Source organism: Streptomyces sp. AHA2 (genome assembly GCF_036857595.1).
In the GTDB taxonomy this organism is placed as follows: domain Bacteria; phylum Actinomycetota; class Actinomycetes; order Streptomycetales; family Streptomycetaceae; genus Streptomyces.
This window is the reverse complement of record NZ_JAUQWJ010000008.1, coordinates 219,699-241,824: the sequence shown is the minus strand read 5'-3', so window position 1 is coordinate 241,824 and position 22,126 is coordinate 219,699. Positions and strand designations below refer to the sequence as shown.

Genomic DNA, 22,126 nt, shown 5'->3' with positions numbered 1-22,126 from the left:
CGGGCCGCATCGCACTGGTGGTGCCGAAGACCGTCGCCGCCCGGTGGCTTTGCTATCGATGGACGGCAGTTCGCCGGGGGCAGACAGGAAAGATCTCGGAAAGACTGGCCAACGTGCGCGAGAGCATGTCAACGTAGACGACCTTGCAAGAAACCCCAGGTCAGAGAGGTGATTGCTCGTGACCGTAGCCCCTGCGGGCCCCGGTTTCTCCACCACTGTCGAGGCCCTGCGACTGCGGGAGTGGCAGCTCGGCCCCGGTCAGCCGACTCTGGTCCTGGACCAGTTCTCGGCCGAGGACTTCCACCTGATCGTTGATGATCGCGCGGACGTGCACGTCAGCTCCAAGGACGGCCGGTTCTACCTCGGTTGGTTTCCGCACGGCCGACCCGGCACGGACGGCGAGGGGTGGAAGATCGTCGTCACCGGCACCGCTCAGGTCCGCGGCTACCACATGTCGTTCGACACCGAGACGCCGGCCGACATCGTCGCCGCCACCGTGGCGAGGGTGCTGCAGACCTCAGGCCGCCTCTGACAGCGCGGCCACCGATACATAGCGCCCGTCCTATGAGCGCTGGCGGTGCCGTAGGCCGGCCCGGCTCCACCGCCCCCGTTTCCCTCGAACCCCAGGAGGCTGTCCGTGACGTCCCCGGAGATGACCGTCGGCGATCTCATCGATCTGTTGTCCGGCTGCGACCGGAGCGCTCCGGTCCGCCAGGCCATGAACCCGTTCTTCCCGATGGCGCACCGCTTGGCGCAGGTCCTGCAGTCGGTCGACGAGACCGGCCGGACCGTTGTCTACCTCGCCGAAGGGCGGGACGAGGACGCACAGCTCGGCCACCTTCCGCCGGAGGTCGCCATCGCCCTGACGTGGCAGGGCCCCGTCCAGGCGCCCCCGCGCCGCCCTCGCCGCCGTGCCGGCGGCAACTAGACACGCACCGAGCCCTTGGAGGCGCCCCTGTACCCCGACCTTCCGCCCGACCCGTCCGCCCCGCGCGGCGGCCAGCCCGCGTTCTGGGTCGGCCCCCGGCATCTAGCCGGTGACGATGGACGCCTCTACGACGTCGTCGCCGACGCACTCGCCGGCCTGGGCTGGACGAGCCTGACGATCGTCCGCGGACGGCACGAGCCGGACGAGGAACTGGAGGACCGCCAGGTCCTGCGCAGCACCGTCCTGCACATCAGCCCCGACGCCTTGCGCTGGGCCCAGTGGGGGCTGGCGGACGAGCCGTTCCACCTGGGTGGGCTGCCGATCGCCTGGCAGATCTCCGCCCGAGCCGAGGCGAGCAGCCCGCTCGCCCAGTGGTCGGCCTACTTCACCCGTGACGTCCCCGGCGAGGCGGTGGTCGACTTCCTCGTCGCGCTCGACGCAAGCAACCAGCCTGCCTCGGCGCTCGCCGGACCCGAGCCGGTCCTTGACGCTGTCGCCGCCCACGGCTGGTTCCGCGACATCGACCAACCCCAGGCGTCGGCGACGGACCCGACGTTCACCTCGCACATCAGCCTGGGAGAGGTGCCGCCCCTCATCCAGGACGGCGACCTACGGGCCCTGTCCGCCGAGGACGACGAGACTAGACCGGCCGGATGGCAGGCGTGGGCCGAGCCCGTACTTGGCGCCCCGCTTCTGTGGGTGGCCTCGTTCGCCGCCAGCGTCCCGCACGACCTCGTCGCCGCCTTCGCCGCCTCCCTCAGCTCGACCGCACCGGTCCTGCGGCGGGTCCTGCCCGAGGCCACCCAGGAGCGCCTCCTGCGCGCGCCGGCCATCTAACGTCCCGCGCACCCCTCTCGACGATCGCAGTCCGGCATCCTCCCAGTTGGGGGTGCCGGACTTTCTTGTTTCCCGGGCGAAGTGGCCGGTCGGGTCGTTAGTGCTTAGCCCATAACGCACTGCTGCCCCCGACCGCGACGGTCGGAGGCAGCAGCGTGACGCGCGCGCAGGTCAGCTCGTTGCCGTGGCCTTGGCGAGGGCCTTGTCGAGGTGGCGGTCGACGAGGGCCGGGGAGCCGGAGAGGACCAGCAGCAGGCTGCCGTCGCGGATCGCGGTCTGCTTGACCACGGTGCTCCGGCCCCCGGCGATGTACGTCAGAAGCAGGCTTTACTGCTCATCACCGCCGACGCTGGGCGCGGGCAGCTTCTGCGAGGTCACGTCGACCTGGGAGCCACCGGCGACGACCTGATAGGCCGGGCAGCCTGTCATGGCATCGAAGATCCGGCCGGTGCCGTCGGAGAGCTTCTTCACGCTGTCGCTGTACAGCTCCTCGGAGATCTCCGAGGAGCTGTAGCCGTAGGTGAAGTCCGCCTTCGCCTTGTGCGGGAAGGCGAGTGTGCCGCCAGTCGCCGCGTCACCGCCCAGCTCGCTCAGGGCCGGGCAGCCGAGGACGGTGACGTCATCGTGCTGGGCCGGACGCTCCGGCTGGGGAAGGTAGCCGCTGCCGAGGTCGCGCGGGTCGAGCAGGCGGGACTCGAGCGCGGCCGAGGAGAGCGCGGCCGGCTCCTGGGCGACCTCGGTCGGCTTTCCCGTACGGGAGGAGGCGGTTCGGTGCTTGGCCCCGGGGGTGTCGGTGGAGCAGGCGGGCACGGCGAGGAGGGCGGCGGTGATGCCGAGTGCGGTGGTGGCGACGCGAACGCGCATGACGGAACTGACCCCTTGGTGCTAGGCGACGGGTGGTCAGTGCGGGCCCGCGGGCCCGGTGGGGTCGTAGGAGTGGTGGTCAGTGCCCGAGGTGGCGCAGGCAGTCCTCGAACGTGGCGTGCGTCGAGTCCGCCGGCCCGGAGTGCCGGTTGTACCAGGCGGTGTCGATGCGCGTCTCTAGCTGCTGGTGCCCGGCCCTGCAGCGCAGCCAGATCTCACCGCGGGTGGAGAGGATGAGCCAGTCCCGGTACGCGCCGCACTCGGCGCAGGTGGCCATCTCGCCGTCGAGGACCAGGGGCTGCTTCCACGGCATCATCTTGCCCTCGACCTGGTCGTGGCTCGGCACCCGCAGCTCCGGCGGGAGGAAGTCGTCCACGATGGCGGTCGGCTCGGCGGGCTGCGGCTCGGGCGCCGGCACTCCGATGCCGGGCGGGACCTGTCCCTGCATCTGCGCGTGCAGCTCGGCGAACCGTTTTTGAGCTTCGCTCGGCCCCTTGGCCCTGCGGCGTATTCGGTGAAACACCCTGGCGTCCTCCTCCACCTCGGCACCTCGTCCTGCGCGCTTCATGATCGTGCCCCACGCCGTCGGCGGTTTCAATTCACAACGTCCACAGTCCCTTCGGCCAGGTCAGCACGGGTGTGGCCTCTCGGCTGCCCGGGTGACGAGGAGGCCACGACGCATGTCTCGGTACGGCACAGCGGCGATCCGGGGAGCCTGCGTGCCGTCTGGTTACTTATCGGGCCTGACGCGGTGACTCCTCTCCGCTGCGCCGCCTGCCGGCCGCGGAGGGCCTGGTCGTCGCCCTGCGCGTCGCGGACCGGTTCGCTGCGGTGCTGGTCTCGGGAAGCTGGGAGGCATCGGCGGGCAGGTCGGCTGTCCGTCGCATCCGCCATACGAGCACGTCGCTGATGGAGTCCGCGGTGCCCAGTTCGCGCCGAGCGGCAACGTCGGACAGGAGAGTGGCCGGGTCGTGGCCGGCGGCTTCGGCTTCCGTGATGGTCGCGGCCAGGGCGTACCAGCCGGGTTCGGCGAGGATCTGCTCGGCCAGTTCCGGGAGCGCCTCGCGCAGCAGCGCGGTCTGCCGCTGGAGCATCGGCCGGCTCAGACGTCGGCCGCGCTGGTATAGCACACCGAGCGGCTGGGCCGAGGCGGCCTGGTAAGCGGTGCGCAGGTGTTCGGCAGCTCGGGTGGCGGCCTCGGCCTGCTGGGTGTGGCCCTTCCGGGCGTGCCAGTGCGCGGTGGCGGTGATCAGGAAGAACAGCATGTCGATCGCCATCGCCGTGGTGGCTCCGTCCTCACCGCGGCCGAGGGCCGGGCCGCCCTGGACGAGGTCGCGGGCGGCCTGTCGCAGGGCTCGATCGTGCCCGCGTACGGCGCGGACGTGAGAGCGCGAGGCCCGTTCGAAGGCCGTTGCGGCGTCGTGCAGTTCGCGACGGGTGTGAGCGGCGGACGTCTTCGCGAGGGCGTCCAGGACCTCGCCGACCGCGGCGATGTGGGCGGCGGCGACCCCGTCCTCGCCGTGGTCGACGACGAGCACGGCCTGCCACACGGCCGATGCCGTGCCGCGGCGCGCGGAGGCCGGACTGCCCGGCCCCGTACGAATCGCTTCCTCCCGCCGGGCCGCAGGGACATCCTGCGCATCACCGGACCACCGCTCGCGGATGCGAGGCAAGGACAGGTCGGGAGCGAGGCGCGCGCCGGGGTAGAACACCGGCTCGCCGTCCTTGTTCAGGTCGTCGGGCAGGGCGACCTTGTATCCGAGCAGGTCACCGGAGGGCGCGGCGCGCTTGCGGATCAGGAGACCGGCGGCGAGGCGGTCGAAGAACTCCTCGTCGCTTCTCGCGCCGGCCACCGCACGCCGCACGGATTCCCGCAGTTCCTCGCGGGCGGTGCGCTCGCGGCCCTGGCGCTGGGCCTTGTGGCGCTCGGCGCTGGTCGGTCGTTGCGCTGCGGTTCCGTCCCCGGTGCTGAGCTGCTTGAGCCCGTACTCGGCTTCGATCAGGCGGGCTTCGGCCTGGGATCGCTTGGCGTCGTTGTTGAGTCGGGGGCGCCGGCCGTCTTCGCGGACGAGCGTGGCGATGATGTGGATGTGGTCGTCGGCGTGGCGCACGGCTGCCCAGCGGCATCCCGCCTCGTCGGCGGCCGGAGCGATGCCGGTCGCGGCGACCATGCGTCGGGCGATCTCCCCCCATTGCTCGTCGGAGAGAACCGGGTCGTCGGGTGCGGCCCGGACGGATAGGTGCCAGACGTGCTTGGCCGGGCGGCGCGACTCCGCGAGCGTCTGGACGGGCTGGTCCAGGAGCTGCTGCAACTGTCTCTTCGTAGCTTGAGGATCGCGACCGGGGTCGGGAGCGAAGCTGTCCCATGCCGCCACGAGATGCGGATCGACGTGCTCCTCATGGGTCCCTTTGCCGTAGAGGTAGATGAGCAGGCCGAACGTGTTCGAGCCACGCTTGTGGACGCGAGGGATCAACCGGTTCGCCTTTCGGTGTCGAGGTAGTGCTGGATGAAGGCGTCCACGCGCTGGGTGGCGCGCTGGACGGCGCCGAGTACGGCTTCGGCGTAGGGGACGTCGGCACCGGAGTTGGCGGCCTTAGCTACCTGGTTGACGTTGTTGCCGATGTGGCCGAGGTGCCGGCGCACAGCGAAGAGCTCGTTGTGGACTTCTCGTTGGGCGGCGATTTCCGCCGCCGTACGGTCGAGATCGTGGGCGGCTTTGAGAGCGGCGTGGGCGAGGAAACTGGCGACGCTCATGTGGCACACGGCGGCTGCACGAGCTAGGAGTTGGTACTCGTCGTCGTTCATGCGGCAGCTGGGCTGGCGCATGCGCTTGTTCTCGTCGCGCAGGCGCTCACGCTGTTGCACATGCGGCTTTGAAGGGGCGGTGTGCGTGCAGTGCGCACTGTGGCAGGCGTGCTGGTCCTGCCCCTCGGGATGCGAGCCGCCCTCGGTCGCATCCTCACGGATCGGCGCCCCCCGGTGCCGTTCCGCTCCCGCCACTCCAGGGGCGGGGAACGCAAGAGCATTGCTCCCCTCGGGAGCAATGCTCTTGCGATAACTTGCTCGCCCCGAGACCGAGTTGGAGCCGGGATCAGGTTCCGGGGTGGTGCCGTTCTTGGGTGCGTTCGTCATTGAGATTCGGGCCTCGTAGAGCGGGTGCGTTGCTGGATGGTTGCGGCCAGCGCGAGAACTTCGGCTGGGCTGGCAAGGACGCGAACCGGTCTGTTGGGACGGTCCTGGACGAGCCACTGCCCGGTCGGCGTGAGGACGACGGCGTGGAGGAGTTGCCGGCGGACCAGGACGTCCGCCCAGGCACCGGCCTCGGCGGTGGTGGGCCCGGAAAAGCGAGGGGGACGAGGAATCATGGCGTACCTCCTAAGCGGGGCGGTGGCCCGGCGTGGAGCCGGGCCACCTTTACGGATACGGGCCTTGTGCTGGGATTTGCCGGTTCAGCCGCATTCGGGGCAGCGTCCGACGTGGCTGTTGAGCGCGCGGGCCATCCGCTGTTTCGCCGAGGCTGCCTGCTTCGCGCTGGACTTCGCCGCCGGCCTGCCCGCATGCCGCTCGGAGTGAGCGAGCATGAATCCGATCTCGCGCTCGTACTCGGCGCGGACCGTCTTGAACTGGTGGCAGGTCTTCATCGGGCGGTGCTCCTCGTCGTCGTGATGTCCGCGTTCCGCAGCTCCTGGAGGACCAGGCCGAGTCGGTCGTTACCGACGCCCGTCAGGCCCTGGCGGCGGATGATTTCGCGCAGCTGCACTCGGGTGATCGCGCCGTTGCCGTCCCGTTCGAGCAGAGCCGGCACATGGGGACGCACCTCACGGACAAGCTGGCGCTCAGATTCACCCAGCTCGCGTGCCTGGCGCTCCGTCTGCGAGCGGGACCGTGCACGCTTGTCCTTGTTCTTCGTCCGGGAGGTCCTGGTCGGCTTCCGGCGAAGCGGGACTTTGTGTCCTCGGTCCTGGGTGGTCTCGGTCCCGGACTGTGGGGCGGTCGGTCCTCGGTCCTGGGTGGTCTCGGTCCCGGACTGTGGGGCGGTCGGTCCTCGGTCCTCGGTGGTCTCGGTCCCCGACTTCCTGATGCCCGGTCCCCGATGAGAATCCGGGTCCTGAGCTGCCACTTCTCGCGTGCTGTGGTCGGTCCTCATGGCCGCTGCGTCCCGCGCTGCGGCTCCCGGTCCGGCGAGCACGGTCCCTGGGACCGCACCGTCTTCAGAGGGCTTGGTTCCCGCGAACGTTCCCGTTGCGTCGCCCTTGGTCCTTGCGTCGACCCCGGCTTCCGGGTTCTCGGGGACGGGGCTCCGAGGAGCCCTCGGTCCTCGGTCCGAGACCGGCTCGTCGGAACCGTCGGGACCGGGGACGGGGACCGGCACATCCGATGTCGGCTGTACGGGGACCGTGGCCGCCGATGCGCTGCTGTGCGCCGGGGACCAGGGAGAAGGGAGCGGGACCGTGGCGAGCGCCAGCGCGTGTCGCCGAGCGGCGAGCTGGTCGAGCAGCTGCGCCCGCTGGTGAGGGTCGGTGCCGACCGAAGCCCTGCCGACCGCCTTCGACAGGCGCCGCGTAAGCCGCCGGCCGCGACGGCTCTGCTGCTGCTCGGGTGTGCACTCGGCGAGGCGGGCGGCTAGGGCGACCGCACGGGCGGTGGCCCGGTCCCGGGTGATCTGCGCGGCGTCGCGGTCCCGCGCGGCGATGCCCAGGCGGGACAGCAGCCGCTCGCGTGCCTCCCGGCCCAGGACGGCGATCAGCCCGTGCGAGGCTGCACCCGGGGTGCGCAGGCGCAGCTCGATGCCCATGGCCAGGTGCCACAGCATCGCCGCCATGACCGGTCCGACGAAGGCGCGGACCGTGCCGCCGATGGGGCCGCTCTCTGCGTAGGCGGGGATCACCTGCACTGTGGTGATCACCCAGACCAGCGTGCCCGGCAGGCCGGGAGCGCCCTGGACGGCGAGGTTCTGCCGTGCCATCAGCGCGGTGGCGAACAGGGCGAGTTCGGCGGCGGCGAACATGCCGGCGCGCTCGGCGGTGCCGGCCATGTCGAGGTAGTCCGCCGCGAAGCGCCAGCTGGTGTCGGCGCTGTAGGCGGTGCAGCCCAGGGCGGCGACGGCGGCGACCTTGACCGCCGGGCCGCCGAGACGTTTCCGCGGGCGGGTTCCCCGGCGCCGGATCGCCCAGGCGGTCAGCACGAGCGCGAGGGCGGCGGGCACGGCGGCGGCGAGGAGGAGAGGGAGGTCCGAAGTAGCACCGAAGGCGAGGACAGGGTGGGTCATGCTGCCTTTCCGAGAGGGGCGTGCGCCGGGGTCGACGCCGCCGGGCGGCCTGTCGGCTGCTGAGTGCCGGGAGCTGCGGGCGCGGGGGTGCCCTTGGCCTTGGAGGTCTTCTTCCGCTTCTTCTTGGAGCGGGGCACGCCGTAGTTGCGGTCCCGGTCGAAGACCTTGTTGGCGGCTTGCCGGAGCAGGTCGCGGGCGTGCTTGTGGCTGATCTCCAGGGCGGCGGCGAGTCGGTCGGGCTGCCAGCCCCGGACGTAGGCGTGGTCGATGGCCACCTGCCGCTCGGCTTCCGTCAGGTGCACGTCGCGTCCTTGGAAGAAGGCGGTCACACGCCGGTAGTCCAGGCGCCGGTGCAGGTTGTCGTGCAGCGGGCGCCGCTCGGCTTCGGTGAGCCCGCCCCAGACGCCCTCCTTGAGGACGTTCTCCAGGGCGAAGTCCAGGCACGCGCGGCGGACGGGGCACCAGCCGCACAGCTCCTTCGCCTCCGCGATCTCCTCGTGATCCCGGGGACCGGGGAAGAACACGGCGTCGGCGTCCTCGACGTCCATGCCGTGGCACGCTCCGCGGACGTGCCAGCTGGTGTCTCCGATGCCGCGCAGGCCGGTGGCCGGCGCGTCGTGGGTGGTGATGTGGCGCAAGGCGAGTCTCCGATGTGCTGCCACACCGGCCGGCTGGCGCAGTGCCTGGCGGGTGCGGCGTCGGGTGCCGGCTGCGGCGCGTGGGTGTGCGCCGCAGCCGGTGCGGGACGGTGAGGTTGCGGCGGTGCAGCGGACGGGATGCACGCGCCGGAGGCGCCGGTCAGGCCAGGGCGGGCTGCTGGGCCTGCTCGGTGTGCTGGGCCTGCTGGGCGGCGAGGTCCACACGGCCGGGGTGCGGGGTGGCGCGCGGCGTGATGGCGCGTACTCCGTCGGTGGGGCCGATCCGGCGGCGGCGGCACGGCTCGCCGACCGGGGCCAGGCACCACTCGCATCGCACGCTCAGGGCATCGGGCAGCCCTTGCGCGACGGCGGCTTCGCGTGCTGCCCGGGCGGGTCGGAACGGTGCGAGAGCGGCGCGGGCGGCGGGCGGTATGCAGGAGCCGATTTGGTCCAGCCGAGCCTGCAGCCTCGGGTTGATCCCCTCCTGGCTGCTGGTGATGGCCGGGGCATACGCGGGCTGCGCTATGCCGGCGGCGACGGCACGGCGGGTGCCGACCAACTCGGCGGTCCAGGCGGCCTGGTCGTCCGGGTCCGCGGACGGTGTGGGGTCCCAGTGGAGGGCCAGGCGGTTGCGCCGGTAGCTCTCCCAGGGGCGGACCACGTCTGCGGGTTGGATCTGGTACGGCGAGGTGCGGTAGTGCTGGCGTGCGGCGATGCGGGCGTCCCAGCCGTGCGGGGTGGCCATCGGCACGTCGCCGAGCAGCTCGTGCCACTGGGCGAGCTGGTCGCGGGCCTCGCCCTCGTCCGTGCGGATGCTGCGGGGGTCGAGTCGGCCGATGTAGGCCAGCAGGGCGGCGATTTCGCGGCGGTCCACGGTCAGCCCTCCGTTCCGGTCGGCTCGTCCAGGGCGGCGAGAAGGGCGGCGGTGTGCTTCTCGGCCCGCGTCATGCCACCGGGCGCGGCGGTGTTCTGGCCGGGCACGGCGTAGAGGTTCGGGCGGTTGGGGGCGTGTTCCCGGGTGATCCAGGCTCGCCAGTCGGCAGCCCAGGCTTCCGCCGGCCTCGGGGCGTGGGCCGCCCGGTGGGCACGCCACTTCGCGTCGGCGGCCTGCAGGCCATGCGCGCCGAGGCGGTCGAGGTGTCCCTGCTGGCGGGCCCAGGTGTGGGTGGCGGGGTCGACCTGCCACTCGGCAGCCGAGGTGACCGCAGCACCACCACTACTGCTGTACCTCCGGTTCAAATCAGGTTCAGTACGGTTCTGTGTGCCGGTGGCCGGTACATCGCTGTGCCGGTGGCCGGTACGCCGCTGTGCCGGTTTCCGCCTGGACCTGCCGGTTTCCGGTACTGCCGGTTTCCGGACCCTGGCGGGGGATTCCGGCACCTCACGCGGGCGGATTCCGTACCGCCGCAGCGCCGACAGCCGGAGCTTGGCAGGACCAGTGGGCTCGTCCGGCACCGCCGTGTCGCCCGTTTCCTCCCGCTGCTCTCGCAGCGCCTGTGCGACTGCTTCGGCGGCGAGCGGCAGGCGGTAGACCGTGCTGCGCTGCGGGCCCACCAGGTCATCGAGCTGTTCCAGCTCGCCGGCGAGGACGAGGCGTTCGATGGCTTCGCGCACCGTGGAGACCGAGGCGTGCGTGCGCTTGGCCAGGCTGGACAGGGAGGCCCAGGAGATGCACTGGTCGTCGGCCACCCGGTCGGCGATCGACAGCAGGACCAGACGCGCGGCCCCTCGGCTGGAGCTGTGCTCCCACACCCACTCGCGAGCTTCGCTGCTCATCGGCCGCTCCCGGCAAGCGGGCGGGCGGGGCGGCTCGCGGGGGCCTGGATGGTGCGGTCCGGCTCGGGGCGCTGAGGCGCTGAGGCGGAGCTAGCTGCCGCGCAGGCCGGACGGTAGGGCCTTTTGCGCAGGGCGGAGCGCATGCAAGAATCTCCTTTGGTGTTGCCACGCTGAGACGCCCCGTGGAAGGGATCAGCGTGGTGATGGTGGCGATCTCCGCCCTTGCCGGGGCGGTACAGCCGTTAAGCGTCCGGCGTCCGGGAGTTGCCGCTCTCGGGCGCCGTCGCTGTGTTCTGGGACCTATGAGGCCCGGAGTTTGTGCACGTCATTGCTCCTGTGCTCGTCCGTGCGGGCGGTCTGCCCGGCGGGGGACGACGAACATACGCACGGCTCCGCGTCAAGGTCCAGAGTTGGTTCTTAAACCCTGTAGAAGTCGCGTGAGCTGCTGCGACGGGGGTGGAGCGAGCATGGGCGAGTCCTAGCGCGTACGTAGGCCACGACGGCCGGGCAAGGAGCGCTTACCGCACCCCGTCGGCGTCACAACACTTCAGTGAAGCTGTGATCGAAAACCTACGCCAGAGTGATCCCAGTCTGTCAACACTGAAGTGAAGCGTCTCGGCCTTTGGTCCTGGGAACTACACTGCAGTACAGTCCGGAGTCGGCGTCTAGATGAGAGGAGTCGGTGATGGTGGAGTCCAGCGGACCGGCGGAGGCGCCCGGCGGCGCGGCCGACGCTCGGCGCTCATTCGCCGACAAGCTCAACCACCTGTTCCAGACCGTGACGAACCCGGAGACCGGCAAGCGCTACACCAATGCCGAGGTCGCCCGGGCGATCTCCGTGTCCGAGAGTGCGATCTCGCAGCTGCGGACCGGTGCGAAGCCCAACCCCACCTACGCGACGGTGGAACGACTGGCCGGCCACTTCCATGTCAAAGAGCAGTACTTCTTCTCGGGCTACGACGCCGAGGAGGCCGAGAAGGTGCGCGCCTCCATGGAACTCATCGAGGCCGTAGCCGACAGCGACGTCCGCGGCCTTGCGCTTCGAGCCAACGGCCTCTCGGCGGACAGCTTGAGGATGATCACGGATGTGATCAATCAGGCGAGACGGTGGGAAGGGCTCGACAAGCCCGGGCAGTGATGTGACCTCCCTCACCTGCTGGGTGGATTTGACTGGTATGCCGCGCATGGATCTTCAAGATCGCCTTGGGCAACCATCTGTACCTATGCCAAGCTCCGCTAGAACCACGCGGAATGGTGGGTTCCGGTTAGCGCAGGCCGTGTCAGCGCTCATTCGGGGGCTACAGCAAGGATCTCGTCCATGTTCAAGCGGCAATTCGCGCGCAGAGAGGCGCAGCTGAGGCGACTGTGTGAGGAGCAGTTGCGGGGGATCGAGATATCCGATCCCTACGCGGTGGATGAAATATGCCGGCAGCTCGCCGTCAAGCGTGGCCGCCCACTGCACCTCCACGAATTGCCTGAGACCGGAGGGGCCAACGCTCCCTGCGGAATGGTCCTCTCGTTCGACCACGGGGATTACGTCTTTCACGTCGCGGCTACCAGCGAGCGGCATCGTGCGCAAATCGTGCGCCACGAGCTAGCGCACCTGCTGCTCGGGCACGCCGGGAACAACGAGAGCGTCGTCAGGTCTCTACTGGGAGTCCTGCCTGACGGGGTCGACCCCTCTGCCGTGCTCTCCGCTCTCGGCCGGACGAGCTACGACAGCGAGACCGAGTACGACGCCGAAATGGCCGCCTCCTGCCTGGGAGAGCTCTTTCACGATCTTGCCCACTCGGGCCGGGAACGCGGTCGGTCCGGTGCCGTGGCGCGGCTCGACGACGCCCTGGTCCACCCACGGAGGAACCGCCGCTCATGAGTACACCCACCCTCATCGCCGGCGTCCTCTGGCTGGTGGCTCTGTGGCGACTGCCGTCCCTCCGGCACTCTCGCAAGCAGCGAAGTCTGGCGCTGACCCTGGTGGCTCTCGCGGCTGCCATGACGTTCGAGGTTCCGCCGGTCAAAGAGGCAGTCGATGCCGCCGTCGGCGCAGACGCCAGGCTGTCGCCGCTGCTGAAGCACCTGCTCGGCGTTACCTCGGCGGCATATCTGCTCGACTTCGTCATCGCAGTCGTTCGACCGCAGGGCCTGGCAAGTCGCACCCGGCTGGTGGCCGCCGGCGTGACGTTGCCCCTCATGCTCGCCTTCTACGCCCTGGCCAACTGGACGTCAGGAGGGCCCGTCAGGCTTGGGGAGGGCCGTGGCGCCCTCTTTCCCGTCCTCTACATGACGGTCTTCACGCTCTACATCGGCATCGCCATGGTCGTCGCTACATGGCTGTTCCTCGGCGGCGTACGCCACAGCCGGACTCTCCTGGGGAAGGCCGGCCTCGGATTTCTGGGCTTGGGAACCCTGCTCGGAAGCCTGTACGCCCTCCAGCGCATCGTCTTCGTGACGGTTCAGCTTGCCTCCGGCACCAACTATCCAGCCTTGGAGAACCTTCTCTCCACAACGCTCAAGCAAGCCACCGTCCTGTCGGTCGCAGTCGGCGTCTGCTTGCCTCCTCTCTCCGTCGCCGTGGAATACGTCGCCGCGTGGAGCACCCTGCGGAAACTGCGTCCCCTCTGGGTGCAGCTCACGGAAGCAGCCCCGTATGTGGTGCTGGCGACATCTGTAGGCAGGTGGCGTGTCCGCTTCCGGCTGGAACGGTGCGTCATCGAGATCGAGGATGCCTGCCTGGCGCTTCGCGAGTACGTGTCAGTCGACATGCACACAAAGGCCCGGAGGTTCGTCCGTCAGGAAGGGGTCGCTGCGCAACTCTCTGACGCAGTGGCGGAAGCCTGCTGGTTGCGTGCAGCCGTCCAGAGCGCACGAAATGGGGAACGGCTGCGGGGAGTTGAATATCCACCCCTCGGCGTCACTGGCCGAGACAGAGCGAGCGAACTGTCATGGTTGCGCACCGTTGCCCGCGCGTACCTCTCCTCGCCAGTCGTTTCCGAATTCGTCCGGCAAGAACATTCGTCCGTTTCCCACGAGCAGGGCGCTTCGGAAAGGATCTCCTCAAATGACAACTGATGTCCGCCCCAGCGAGTCGCGGCTGGCCCGCCGCATTACAGACTGGCTTGAGCCGAAGAACTGGATCATCGCTGTCACGCTGCTGGTCGGCTGGCACACCGCACAATGGACAGGTGTTGCTTGGGGTGTGGTCGGCGCCCTCTTCGCGGCCGTCATCCCGATCACCTTCATCAAGTACGGCATTCGCAAGGGTCACTGGGGCGACAGACACGTCGGAGCGAAGCCAGCACGGCTAGTCGTGATGGCCGTCATCCTGCTCTCCGTAGCCACCGGCATCGTCCTGATGCTTGTCGCGGGGGCGCCGCGCACCATGGTTGCCCTCATCGTCTCGATGCTCGTGACGCTCGCGATTCTCACCGCGATCACCTTCGCCTGGAAGATCTCCGTCCACCAGGCCGTGTCCGCAGGTGCCTGCGCGATGCTCGTGCAGACCTACGGCCCGTGGATGGCCCTTGGCTTCCTGTTGGTCGTCGTCGTCGGCTGGTCCCGCGTCGAGCTGCGGGACCACACACGCAACCAAGTGATCGCAGGCACCATCCTCGGCACCATCGTGGCCGCAGCCGTCTTCCACCTGGCGCGCTGATCCGAAGGAGGGGCGTGGTTGAGAGCGACCGCTACGCCTCCCAGGTATCTCACCCGGCTTTCGGGCCCCTGCATCCCCGAGCTCGCGGGCCGGCAGGATCGGGTTTCAGTGCTCGTAGGACCAGGCCCGTCCGGTCTGCCGGTACTCGGTCACGGAGATGGGCTGCACTCCGGGGCGCATCCGGGCTGTGTACAGGTGGCCGTCGAGGTGGTCGATCTCGTGGTGGACCAGACGGGCGAGGCCGCGTTCGTAGTCAGTGGTCACGGTCGTCCCGTCGAGTGTCGTGGTCTCGACCGTGATCCGGAGGGGGCGAGGGACGAGGCCGCGTACGTCGAAGAAGCTCAGGCATCCCTCGTACTGGTCGTCGGTCTCCTGCGAGGCGGCGATGACCCGGGGGTTGAGCAGTACGATCGCGCCCGCTCCTGGCTCGGCCGGCTGGACGACGGCCGCGGCCCGGCGGATGCCGATCTGTGGGGCTGCAATGCCCATGCCCTTGGCGAACGTGTGGACGCCTGCGATGCGCGCCATGGAGGTGAACAGGCTTTCCACGGCTTGCTCGGCGGCCTCACGTTCGGCAGGGAGTGAGAAGGGGCGTGCTGGCTCGGCAAGGACGGAGGCGCCTTCCTGGACTACGCCGAGGTTGCGCATCTGCTCGCTGGGCCGCATCTCGTTCACGAGAACTCCTGTTGATTCGCGTCGTGTTCGCACGGCCAACCGCGGTTGCAATGGACATACGACGGGGTGCGCCGCTCGGGGTGCCGGTCATGCGGGCCAGGCGTTAGCTCGGCAGCTAGCGTGGCGTTGCCAGACATCCGCTGCGACTGTTGAAGCGTCCCGTATGGCCTGATCCAGAGGGTCGGGGATGCTGCCCCGTCCGAGGCCGGCGGAGGCGACTGCAGTGGAGAGCGTTCTGCGCTCGTCCTGGCTCAGCCCTTCGCGGCACACAGAGTGGGCCAGGACGTCTCGTGCGATGTACCCGTCGGGATGCGTCGTCGCTTCGCTGGTGAGGCGGCGCATCAATTCGGCTTGTCGGGACTCTGGGGAGAGGTCGAGCACAACTAGTCCTACACGAGAGCGGAAGACGGCAAGGTCGGGGGCCGAGTCGAGAGCCAGGTAGTGCTGCACCATCTTGTTGATCGGCTCGACTGGCTGCTCGTCGGCTGCCCTGTGGCAGAGGACGGCAAGGGCTGCCGCGACGGCGTGCTCCCATGGCTCCACCAGGGTGCTCTCGTGTAGGAACTTCAACGCATCGCTGGGCTGCTCGCCGAGGCAGCGGACGAGCACCTCGACTTGGCGCCCGTCGAAGAGGCGCTGTCCCACGCCCCGGTGTTGCCTACTGTGCGCCCGGGCGTAGTCCCATTCACCTGCTGCGACGAGGGCACGGGTTCCGTCGCCGAGGAGTACGGCCCACAGCCATTGGCATACCTGTTGATGGTCGGAAGCCGACTTCGTGAGGCGCTGGAAGGACGTGGCGCGGTCGTCGATGACCGCTTCCGTCTTCGATCTGACTGCTCGGTTCAGGGAATCGAGCAGATGATACGCGCCAGTCCCGTCGCCGTCGCGGATGCGCAGTCGGGCCAGGTTGACCAGGGGTTCCAGGGCGTACCGGGCTTCCTGCGCGCCCAGGGGCTGGGCGCGCAGGACGGCCTCGGCGTGGCGCCAGCACAGAGAGCGTGCCAGGTCCGGCATGCCGCAGTCGCTTGCGATCAGTGCCGCCTTGTTCAGGGCGACGGTTGCGGAGGTCACGTTGTCGTCGCGCTCGGCGGCGGCAGCGAGGTCGGTGATTTCGCGGATGCGTTCAGCGAGGGGCGGGCACGCTGGACGTGGACGGGCAACGAGCGGGAACCGCTTCGCTATCTGGCTGACGTCCATGTCACTGCCATTCGATGACGATGCGGTTCAGCGGGTTGTCGAAGGTGAAGCGGCCGGGCTTCGGGGCGAGCGGGGTCGCGTCGAGTGGTTGGATTTCGAACCCGACGTCGAGCGCCCGGAAGCCCTGGTTCCAGGTGCGGACCTGGTCCGCGACGTCCGAGGCGAGGGCTTCGGCGTCAGGGCCGTGGCCGATGACGCCGAACTCGTACAGGGTGGCGCCATCGGGGGCCTTCTTCGCGTAGGGGCGCCGGGTGAGGTAGGTGAGCGTGCCACCCTCGAAGACCGCGGTCGAGGACGGGTAGGGCGCGGTGACCAGGCCCTTCTCGATGGCCTCGTTGCTGGCGGGCATCCGGCTCAGGCCGTTCGGCATGGCGCAGGCGAGCCACAGCTCCAGGTACTCCGCCGATTCCGGGCCCCGGAAGGTGACGTCCGTCCACGCCTCGGCGCGCGGCTGGCGGAAGATGTCGCGCAGGGCGTCCGCGTCGACCTTCTGGTCTCCGTTGGTGACGAGCGTGACGGTGTTGTCGGTGTCCAGGGGAACGAAGACGCGCGGGTCGTCGGCGATGCCCCTGCGCAGCGGCATGAACGTGTTCATCTGGCTGCCGACGCTGCGCCAGGCTCCGTCCTGGTTCTCGAAGGCGATCGAGCGGGAGACGCTGCCGCGCAGGCGTAGTGGCGTGAGGAGTCGTCCGCCGGGGGCGAGCTGGTCGAGCCAGGCGTGCGGAACGCCGTGGGCGCCGACGGTGGCTTCGATCCGGTCGTACGGCGCGTTGGAGGCGTGGCCCACGGCTCCATCTCCGAGGACCACTTCGACGTTGTGGATGCCGGCGGCGGCCAGTCCGCCGCGCGCTCCGTCCACGATGTCCTCGTCCACGTCGATCGTGGTGACGTGTCCCGTCTCGCCGACGAGGTAGCCGAGGAGTCCGGCGTTGAAGCCGGTGCCGGCCCCCAGCTCCAGGATCTTCTGGCCGGGCTGGACGTCGAGTTGTTCCAGCATCATGGCGACGATGTCGGGCTGGGAGGCGCAGCTGATGGAGCGGCCGGATCCGTCGAACTTCGTGTCCACGGGTGTGTTGCCGTACGCCTTTTCCAGGGGGGCGTTGGGGACGAAGAGGTGGCGGGGTACGGTCCGCATGGCCTCCTCCACCCGGGGCGTGCGCACGCACCCGGTCTCGACCAGGTGGTCGATCAGCTGGGCGCGCAGACGGTCTGCGGAGGGGGCTTCGATGGTGTCACTGTTCACCCCGTTGACCGTAGTGCTCGCCGTCCCCTCAGCTCGGGTGGACGCGGTGTTGTCGCTCGTTCCCATGACTACCTCTTTCGCGAGTGTTGACAAGGTGCGCTGATCCTGGGCGGGGAGGCCCAGGCGGTTGAAGTGGAAGATGCCGTGGTGGGCGATCACGGCCCGCAACCCTCGTTCCAGGCGGCCCTGACGGTTGAGGTCTGCGAGCTGCTGGCCGAACCACTCGAACGTGGCTATCCACTCGGCCAGCGGCGCGAGTCGGCCCTGGGTGACGCTGCGGCTGGTGGTGCTGACGTCGACGGTCATCAACCGGTGGACAGCGGCCCGGTGCCGTTGCGGACTGCAGACCTCGTCGCCGGGGCGCTCGGCCGCGATCCTCGCCCAGACGTCGCCCTGCTCGTACCAGTCGAGACCCGCCGCGCGCATCGCCACGCTGAGCAGGAGCACCGCCAGCTCGCGGCGGCCGAGCTGGGGACCGGTGACTGCCTGCTGGCGGGCCGCCTCCTCCAGCAGGTGACGGCTGTCGTAGTGGAACAGGGTGTGGGCGATCTTCATCGCGGCGGGGCCGCCGAAGGCTGTCTCTTCCGGCTCGTAGATGCCTCGCGTCCAGGAAGCGAGGACGCCGGCGTCGACCAGCTCGTCCAGGGCAGCGTCCAGGGCCTTCGCCGTGTCCGGGCCCGCGGCCCGGTACCGCAACCGCCACCAGGGAAACTTTCGCAGGAATGACCACTGGGCCAGTTCCGACTCCTGGGCGATCAGCACTGGGAGCAGATGCTCCACGGCGGTGGCCTCCGCGCGGCTCCAGTCGGTGAACCGGATGAGGCGTTGCGGCCATTCGTCCGCTGCCATGTTTTCTCTTCTCGTCGGCTAGTTGATCAGGAAGCAGGTGTCCCACCCGGACGCGGACGGCGTTCCGGTGTGGAAGGAGTGCAGGGCGAGGGCGGTGCCGGCGGCGCCTTCGAGGAGTCCGATGTCGCCGCCGCCGGGAGGGTTGATCAGGGAGTCCGCCAGGGCGCCGGGCGTGGTGTCGGTGATTGGTGCCAGGAGCCGGGGCAGGCATTCGGTGAGGCCGGGAGTGAGGGCGTCGGTGGCAGCGAGTTGTGTGATGTGCGCCAGGCCGGCGAAGCCGTGGCACAGGGAGACGTCCACGGTCGCGTCGAGTTGTCCGGGGTCGGTCATGGCGCGCAGGAGGGCGAATTCGGCGGCGTGTTGGCGCGCCGGGTCCTTGAGGGCGAGGGCGGCGAGCTGCTGGGCGCGGGCGAATCCTGCGGTGCCGTAGCACCAGGACGGCCGGGATGGTCCGGGGCCGATCGTGCCGGAGCGTAGTTGCTCACGGGTGATCCAGTACGGCCACCACGGGCCGGCGGGGCCGTCCTGCTGCCAGTGGTCGAGCCAGGCCAGGATGCGGGTGATCGCGTCGAGGTGGCCCTCGACGGTGACGCTGCGGCGGGCTGCGAGGGAGAGCACAGCGAGGGGGCCGCCGATGCCGTGGGCGACGCCGTTATTGGCGTGCCCTTCCGGATACTCCGGGGAGATCGTGCCGGAGGGAGCTAGGGAGCTCCACCAGCCGGGCAGAACTTCCCCGTCCTGCTTGACCGGCTCGGTCAGGTGGACCAGGTAGGTCAGGATCTCGCGGACGACGTCGGTATGGACGTCGCGGTGCAGCAGGAGCCCGCCCAGCCCGCTCAGGCCGCGGATCGCGTCGAACTCCGCCAGCGCGGGCATCTCGCCGCGGTCCATGCGTGCGTGGGCGTCCGCGAGCCGGTCCCGGATCGCCTTCGTGACGTACCGGTCGAGGGTGTCCAGGGCGCGGGCGTAGCGTCCGGGGCGGTCGGCGGCGGCGTGCAGGGCGAAGGCGAGCGCGGGCGCCCCGTAGTAGAGGTGGCTGTCCGGGCCGCCGACAGCGGGTTCGGCTGCGGCGCAGGCGAGCCAGTCGTGTGCACGCTGCCACGGACCCAGCTCGGTGCGGGCCCGCTCGATGTGCAGCAGCGCGACACCGGCCGCGCCGTGCGCGAGCGACTGCGGCCACCAGCCCTGGCGGTGATGCAGCCCCCGTACATCCTGCGGCGAGGCAAGCCGCTCGGCGATCGTGTCGGCGGCTGCCCGCGCGCTTTCACGCAGATTCATGGTGATCTCCTCGGTGAGTCCAGGCCATGGCGGCGGCGTGGGCCAGCCGTACGCACATCCGCTCGTCGTCCTTGTCGATGCCGGCGGCGCGGATGTGGTGGGCGTGCAGCAGCGAGTCGAGAATGACGTCCGGGTCGATGCCACCGAACACGTCCAGCTTCTGCCGGTAGCGGGCCAGGGCCGCGTCGCGCTCGCTCCAGGCGCTGGCGATGGCGTCGCCGCCGGGAGCCGCGCGCAAGGCCGCCCAGCCGTCGGCCGGGTCGGCTAGGCGCAACGCCTGACCGCGCACGGTCCGGTCCATAGGGCGCGGGTCAGTGATCCGGCGCGGCCAGGGGCCCCACCGGCCGGTCTCCGGGTAGGAGGTCGCGAACTGCATGTCGGCGAGGAGCCCGGCACGGCGCAGTCCGTTCGCCCAGGCGCTCACGCGCTGTGCGGTAAGGGCGAAGTCCTGCTCGCTGGGGACCGCGATGCGCAGGCGCAGGTGCCAGCGGGGATCGCGGTAGCGCATGTACCACCAGGTCGGCGGCTCGTTCCACTGGCCGAGCAGCGCGGGCAGGTGGTCGGCAAGGATCTCGGGCTGCCGTTCGACGTGCCCGTACAGCTTGACCAGCAGCCAGGAGGCGGCGCCCGGAAGGTGACCGTGGTCGCGGGTGACGAGCTGGTCCGCGGTGACGGGAGGGACGGCCGGCCACTGCGGCGGGCGGACGGCCGTCATCGGGGCGATGATCTCGTGGGACCGTCCGTCGAACCAGCCTTCCTCGGATTCCGCTTCCGTCAAGATCACCGATTCATGAGTGTCCAGGTGGGCGCGCAGCAGCGCGAGGTGCGCGCGCTCGGAGAGGTCCAGCGGCAGAAGCTGGTCGCCCTCGGCCAGCGCGACTTCGTCCGGAACTCGGCGGCGTGCGCGCCACTCGTCGGCCGCCTTGTGCCACTCCCCCCAGGAGGCACGGCGGTCGGGCAGCTCCGACCGGTCCAGTCGCCACCTCGCCGGAGAGAGGATCGCGCGGCCGTAGCGCACCCGCGGCAGGTACGGCAGTGCGGTAGCGGACGCCCAGGGGAAGACGGTCAGGACGGCGGTCTGGGCCCGGCTGATCTCGGTGAGGAAGCGTGCGAGCGGCGGCGTGTGGCCGCGCAGGTCCAGCGCGTGCAGCGTCATGGGGTCCAGCAGGCAGGCGCGGGAGAGGGAGACGAGGTAGAGCCTGCGGCGGTCGCAGCCCACGGCGAGGTCGTCGAGCGGGATGGTGCGCGCGTCGACCGGACGGTGCTCCGCCAGGCTGATGACGGCCGGCAGGAGTTCTGTAACGCGGGTGACGTTGGTGTCGCCCCGGTCGAGTGGGGTGAAGGAGACCTGCGTGGGCACCGCGCCGGGCGTGTTGACCGGCAGCTCTTCCAGCATGACGGCCACGCGGGCCTGATCGTCTGATGCGAGCAGCCCCAGGCTGCGGCCGATCGTGGTGCCGATCCCGCGGGACGGGGCGATGCCGTGGAGAACGAAGTCTCCACTCTCCAGAGCCTCTTGCGAAGCGGCACGGATTCGAAAGCGCAGCTCCGTGTGGGCCGGTACCTGCGGGGCGTTGCGATCTCCGACCGTCAACGTGCGGATCAGGTCCTCGTCCAGGCGGATCTCGTCGCGGCCGTCGAGGACGGCCGCTTGGGCGAGGGAGAGCAGCCGCTGTTCACGGGCGGTCAGGGCCTCACCCTGTTCAGGTTGCGCATCGCGATATCCGACTGGGAACCCGAGGCCGACATCGGGGTCCACCAGGTCCCGGACCGGGACGAGTGAGTTGATGCCGTACCGCTCGAAGAATCGGTTGTGGAAGTCCTTCCATGCCGGAGTGCCGAAGGGGTACGCGCTCAGCCGGGCCAGCACCGTGGCGGCCTGCTCCGCCTCGCGGGCAACCTGTGGGGGCAGAGTGAGGGAGCAGTCCATGCGAAGGTCCAGCGTGAACGGCTGAGCCTTGACGCTACTCAAAGCGGTCATTTTCCGACGTAAGGCGGTACGCAGGCGCCGGCCGTCCGCCGGGGCCAGTACCTGGTTGTGCCGGGCGATGGCGTCGCGGACCGTCCGCAGGTCGGCCACGAGGTCCGTGGCTGATGAGGCGGCGGCTGCTTCGGCCTGCTCGACCAGGTGGTCCAGGGCGTCGAGGGTGGCAGAGGGCGCGTGCAGGCTGCTGATGAGCACACCGCGTTCGACGAGGCTGCTGACGAGCCCTTCCACCCGGTCCGCGGGAACGTCGGGGAACTCGCTCCTCATCAGTGCGACCACCGCATGGACGGGGACGGGCGAGGCGGTGGCATCAACGGCGATACGTACGGCGCTGGTGTACCGGAGGGACACTTCGGCCGCTGGGCTGCCGTCGGTACGGCATGAACGGGGCGGGTAGGGCACGATCAGCCGATCGCCCCGTACGAAGATGGTGTTGTTGGCCATCACATGCAGGTGCCGCAGGAGTTCAGGATCTGCTTCCAGACGGGCGACCAGGTCCGCGATCCAGTCGCCGTCGGCACGGATGACGGGTCGATGCCACTCACCCCAGGACCATCCCGGTCGTTCCCCGAACGAGGCGGGCGCGATACCGGCGAACAGACCGTTCGGGGTCGCCCGGCCCGTCATACGCAGCAGGTACCGCATGACCGACACCACTGCGCGGCGCAACTGACGGGTCTCGGGACTGGCCACCGAGCACAGGGTCTGAACCTGCTGCGCGAGCAGAGGGCTGGCCTGCTCGATGGAGTCGGCGGCCTCGGACAGCGACCAGACGTCGCGCAGCCACGTCTGCCACCGCACCTCGCAGTCCGGGGTGTCGTCGGTGAGGTCCGGCCACGCGGGAAGCCGCAGCCTCGAGGAACGGGCGGCGCGCACCAGCGCAGTATCCGCGCACCGGTACAGCGGGCCGTCCTTCCGGGAACCCATGCACC

20 protein-coding genes and 1 pseudogene are annotated in these 22,126 nt (G+C 69.9%); 7 read left to right on the top strand and 14 right to left on the bottom strand.

Annotated features, from left to right (window positions below):
• Window positions 1–178 precede the first annotated feature (178 nt).
• The 3 genes from Q5694_RS18885 (at window position 179) to Q5694_RS18875 (ending at window position 1,765) form a co-directional block, all read left to right on the top strand.
• Window positions 179–532 carry a DUF317 domain-containing protein gene (locus Q5694_RS18885; protein WP_333934312.1) on the top strand — a complete coding sequence of 118 codons (354 nt, stop codon included), beginning with the start codon at window positions 179–181 and terminating at the stop codon, window positions 530–532.
• Window positions 533–637: 105 nt separating this feature from the next.
• Window positions 638–928 carry a hypothetical protein gene (locus Q5694_RS18880; RefSeq protein ID WP_054100434.1) on the top strand — a complete coding sequence of 97 codons (291 nt, stop codon included), beginning with the start codon at window positions 638–640 and terminating at the stop codon, window positions 926–928.
• A gap of 15 nt (window positions 929–943) precedes the next feature.
• Window positions 944–1,765, top strand: coding sequence for a DUF317 domain-containing protein (locus Q5694_RS18875; RefSeq protein ID WP_333934311.1), 822 nt, complete (start codon window positions 944–946; stop codon window positions 1,763–1,765).
• 171 nt (window positions 1,766–1,936) lie between these two features.
• Here Q5694_RS18875 and Q5694_RS18870 read toward each other — a convergent pair.
• From Q5694_RS18870 to Q5694_RS18830, 9 genes and pseudogenes are all read right to left on the bottom strand, one after another.
• Window positions 1,937–2,629 (bottom strand): annotated as a pseudogene (locus Q5694_RS18870) (hypothetical protein).
• 79 nt (window positions 2,630–2,708) lie between these two features.
• Window positions 2,709–3,152, bottom strand: a complete 444-nt coding sequence (locus Q5694_RS18865; RefSeq protein ID WP_054100437.1) for a hypothetical protein — start codon at window positions 3,150–3,152, stop codon at window positions 2,709–2,711.
• 211 nt (window positions 3,153–3,363) lie between these two features.
• A complete protein-coding gene (locus Q5694_RS18860) occupies window positions 3,364–5,103 on the bottom strand; it encodes a relaxase/mobilization nuclease domain-containing protein (protein WP_333934310.1) in 1,740 nt (579 codons plus the stop codon).
• Window positions 5,100–5,495, bottom strand: a complete 396-nt coding sequence (locus Q5694_RS18855; protein WP_061446781.1) for a plasmid mobilization protein — start codon at window positions 5,493–5,495, stop codon at window positions 5,100–5,102. Before Q5694_RS18855 ends, Q5694_RS18860 begins: the two co-directional genes overlap by 4 nt.
• Before the next feature lie 584 nt (window positions 5,496–6,079).
• Window positions 6,080–6,271: a hypothetical protein gene (locus tag Q5694_RS18850; RefSeq protein WP_007491133.1), complete on the bottom strand. Its 192-nt coding sequence runs from the start codon at window positions 6,269–6,271 to the stop codon at window positions 6,080–6,082.
• Window positions 6,268–7,899, bottom strand: a complete 1,632-nt coding sequence (locus tag Q5694_RS18845; protein WP_333934307.1) for a hypothetical protein — start codon at window positions 7,897–7,899, stop codon at window positions 6,268–6,270. Before Q5694_RS18845 ends, Q5694_RS18850 begins: the two co-directional genes overlap by 4 nt.
• Window positions 7,896–8,537 carry a WhiB family transcriptional regulator gene (locus tag Q5694_RS18840; RefSeq protein WP_333934306.1) on the bottom strand — a complete coding sequence of 214 codons (642 nt, stop codon included), beginning with the start codon at window positions 8,535–8,537 and terminating at the stop codon, window positions 7,896–7,898. The genes Q5694_RS18845 and Q5694_RS18840 overlap by 4 nt, the downstream gene beginning before the upstream one ends.
• A 160-nt stretch (window positions 8,538–8,697) precedes the next feature.
• On the bottom strand, window positions 8,698–9,411 hold the full coding sequence (locus Q5694_RS18835; protein WP_333934305.1) for a zinc finger domain-containing protein: 714 nt from the start codon (window positions 9,409–9,411) through the stop codon (window positions 8,698–8,700).
• Between the two features lie 2 nt (window positions 9,412–9,413).
• Entirely contained in the window at window positions 9,414–10,313 is a 900-nt protein-coding gene (locus Q5694_RS18830) for a helix-turn-helix domain-containing protein (protein ID WP_333934304.1), read from the bottom strand.
• Window positions 10,314–10,998: 685 nt separating this feature from the next.
• On the opposite strand from Q5694_RS18830, the gene Q5694_RS18825 reads away from it, so the two are divergent.
• The 4 genes from Q5694_RS18825 to Q5694_RS18810 all read left to right on the top strand — a co-directional run bounded on the left by Q5694_RS18825 (window position 10,999) and on the right by Q5694_RS18810 (window position 13,965).
• On the top strand, window positions 10,999–11,451 hold the full coding sequence (locus tag Q5694_RS18825; protein ID WP_333934303.1) for a helix-turn-helix domain-containing protein: 453 nt from the start codon (window positions 10,999–11,001) through the stop codon (window positions 11,449–11,451).
• 180 nt (window positions 11,452–11,631) lie between these two features.
• Complete coding sequence (locus Q5694_RS18820; protein WP_007491146.1) at window positions 11,632–12,186, top strand: hypothetical protein; 555 nt, start codon at window positions 11,632–11,634, stop codon at window positions 12,184–12,186.
• Window positions 12,183–13,382 (top strand): MAB_1171c family putative transporter, encoded by a 1,200-nt coding sequence (locus Q5694_RS18815; RefSeq protein WP_333934302.1) that lies wholly within the window; start codon window positions 12,183–12,185, stop codon window positions 13,380–13,382. Before Q5694_RS18820 ends, Q5694_RS18815 begins: the two co-directional genes overlap by 4 nt.
• Window positions 13,372–13,965, top strand: a complete 594-nt coding sequence (locus Q5694_RS18810) for a hypothetical protein (protein WP_266073675.1) — start codon at window positions 13,372–13,374, stop codon at window positions 13,963–13,965. Before Q5694_RS18815 ends, Q5694_RS18810 begins: the two co-directional genes overlap by 11 nt.
• A 105-nt stretch (window positions 13,966–14,070) precedes the next feature.
• Here the strand turns inward: Q5694_RS18810 and Q5694_RS18805 are convergent, their stop codons facing one another.
• The 5 genes from Q5694_RS18805 to Q5694_RS18785 all read right to left on the bottom strand — a co-directional run bounded on the left by Q5694_RS18805 (window position 14,071) and on the right by Q5694_RS18785 (window position 22,121).
• Entirely contained in the window at window positions 14,071–14,631 is a 561-nt protein-coding gene (locus Q5694_RS18805; RefSeq protein ID WP_233520842.1) for a peptide deformylase, read from the bottom strand.
• 96 nt (window positions 14,632–14,727) lie between these two features.
• Window positions 14,728–15,837 carry a hypothetical protein gene (locus Q5694_RS18800; RefSeq protein ID WP_333934300.1) on the bottom strand — a complete coding sequence of 370 codons (1,110 nt, stop codon included), beginning with the start codon at window positions 15,835–15,837 and terminating at the stop codon, window positions 14,728–14,730.
• 1 nt (window position 15,838) lies between these two features.
• The gene (gene fxlM / locus Q5694_RS18795) at window positions 15,839–17,929 is read right to left on the bottom strand and encodes a methyltransferase, FxLD system (protein WP_333934298.1); all 2,091 of its coding nucleotides are present in this window, start codon (window positions 17,927–17,929) and stop codon (window positions 15,839–15,841) included.
• Between the two features lie 18 nt (window positions 17,930–17,947).
• The gene (locus tag Q5694_RS18790; RefSeq protein WP_333934297.1) at window positions 17,948–19,207 is read right to left on the bottom strand and encodes a lanthionine synthetase C family protein; all 1,260 of its coding nucleotides are present in this window, start codon (window positions 19,205–19,207) and stop codon (window positions 17,948–17,950) included.
• Window positions 19,194–22,121 carry a lantibiotic dehydratase gene (locus tag Q5694_RS18785; RefSeq protein WP_333934295.1) on the bottom strand — a complete coding sequence of 976 codons (2,928 nt, stop codon included), beginning with the start codon at window positions 22,119–22,121 and terminating at the stop codon, window positions 19,194–19,196. Before Q5694_RS18785 ends, Q5694_RS18790 begins: the two co-directional genes overlap by 14 nt.
• Window positions 22,122–22,126: the final 5 nt, after the last annotated feature.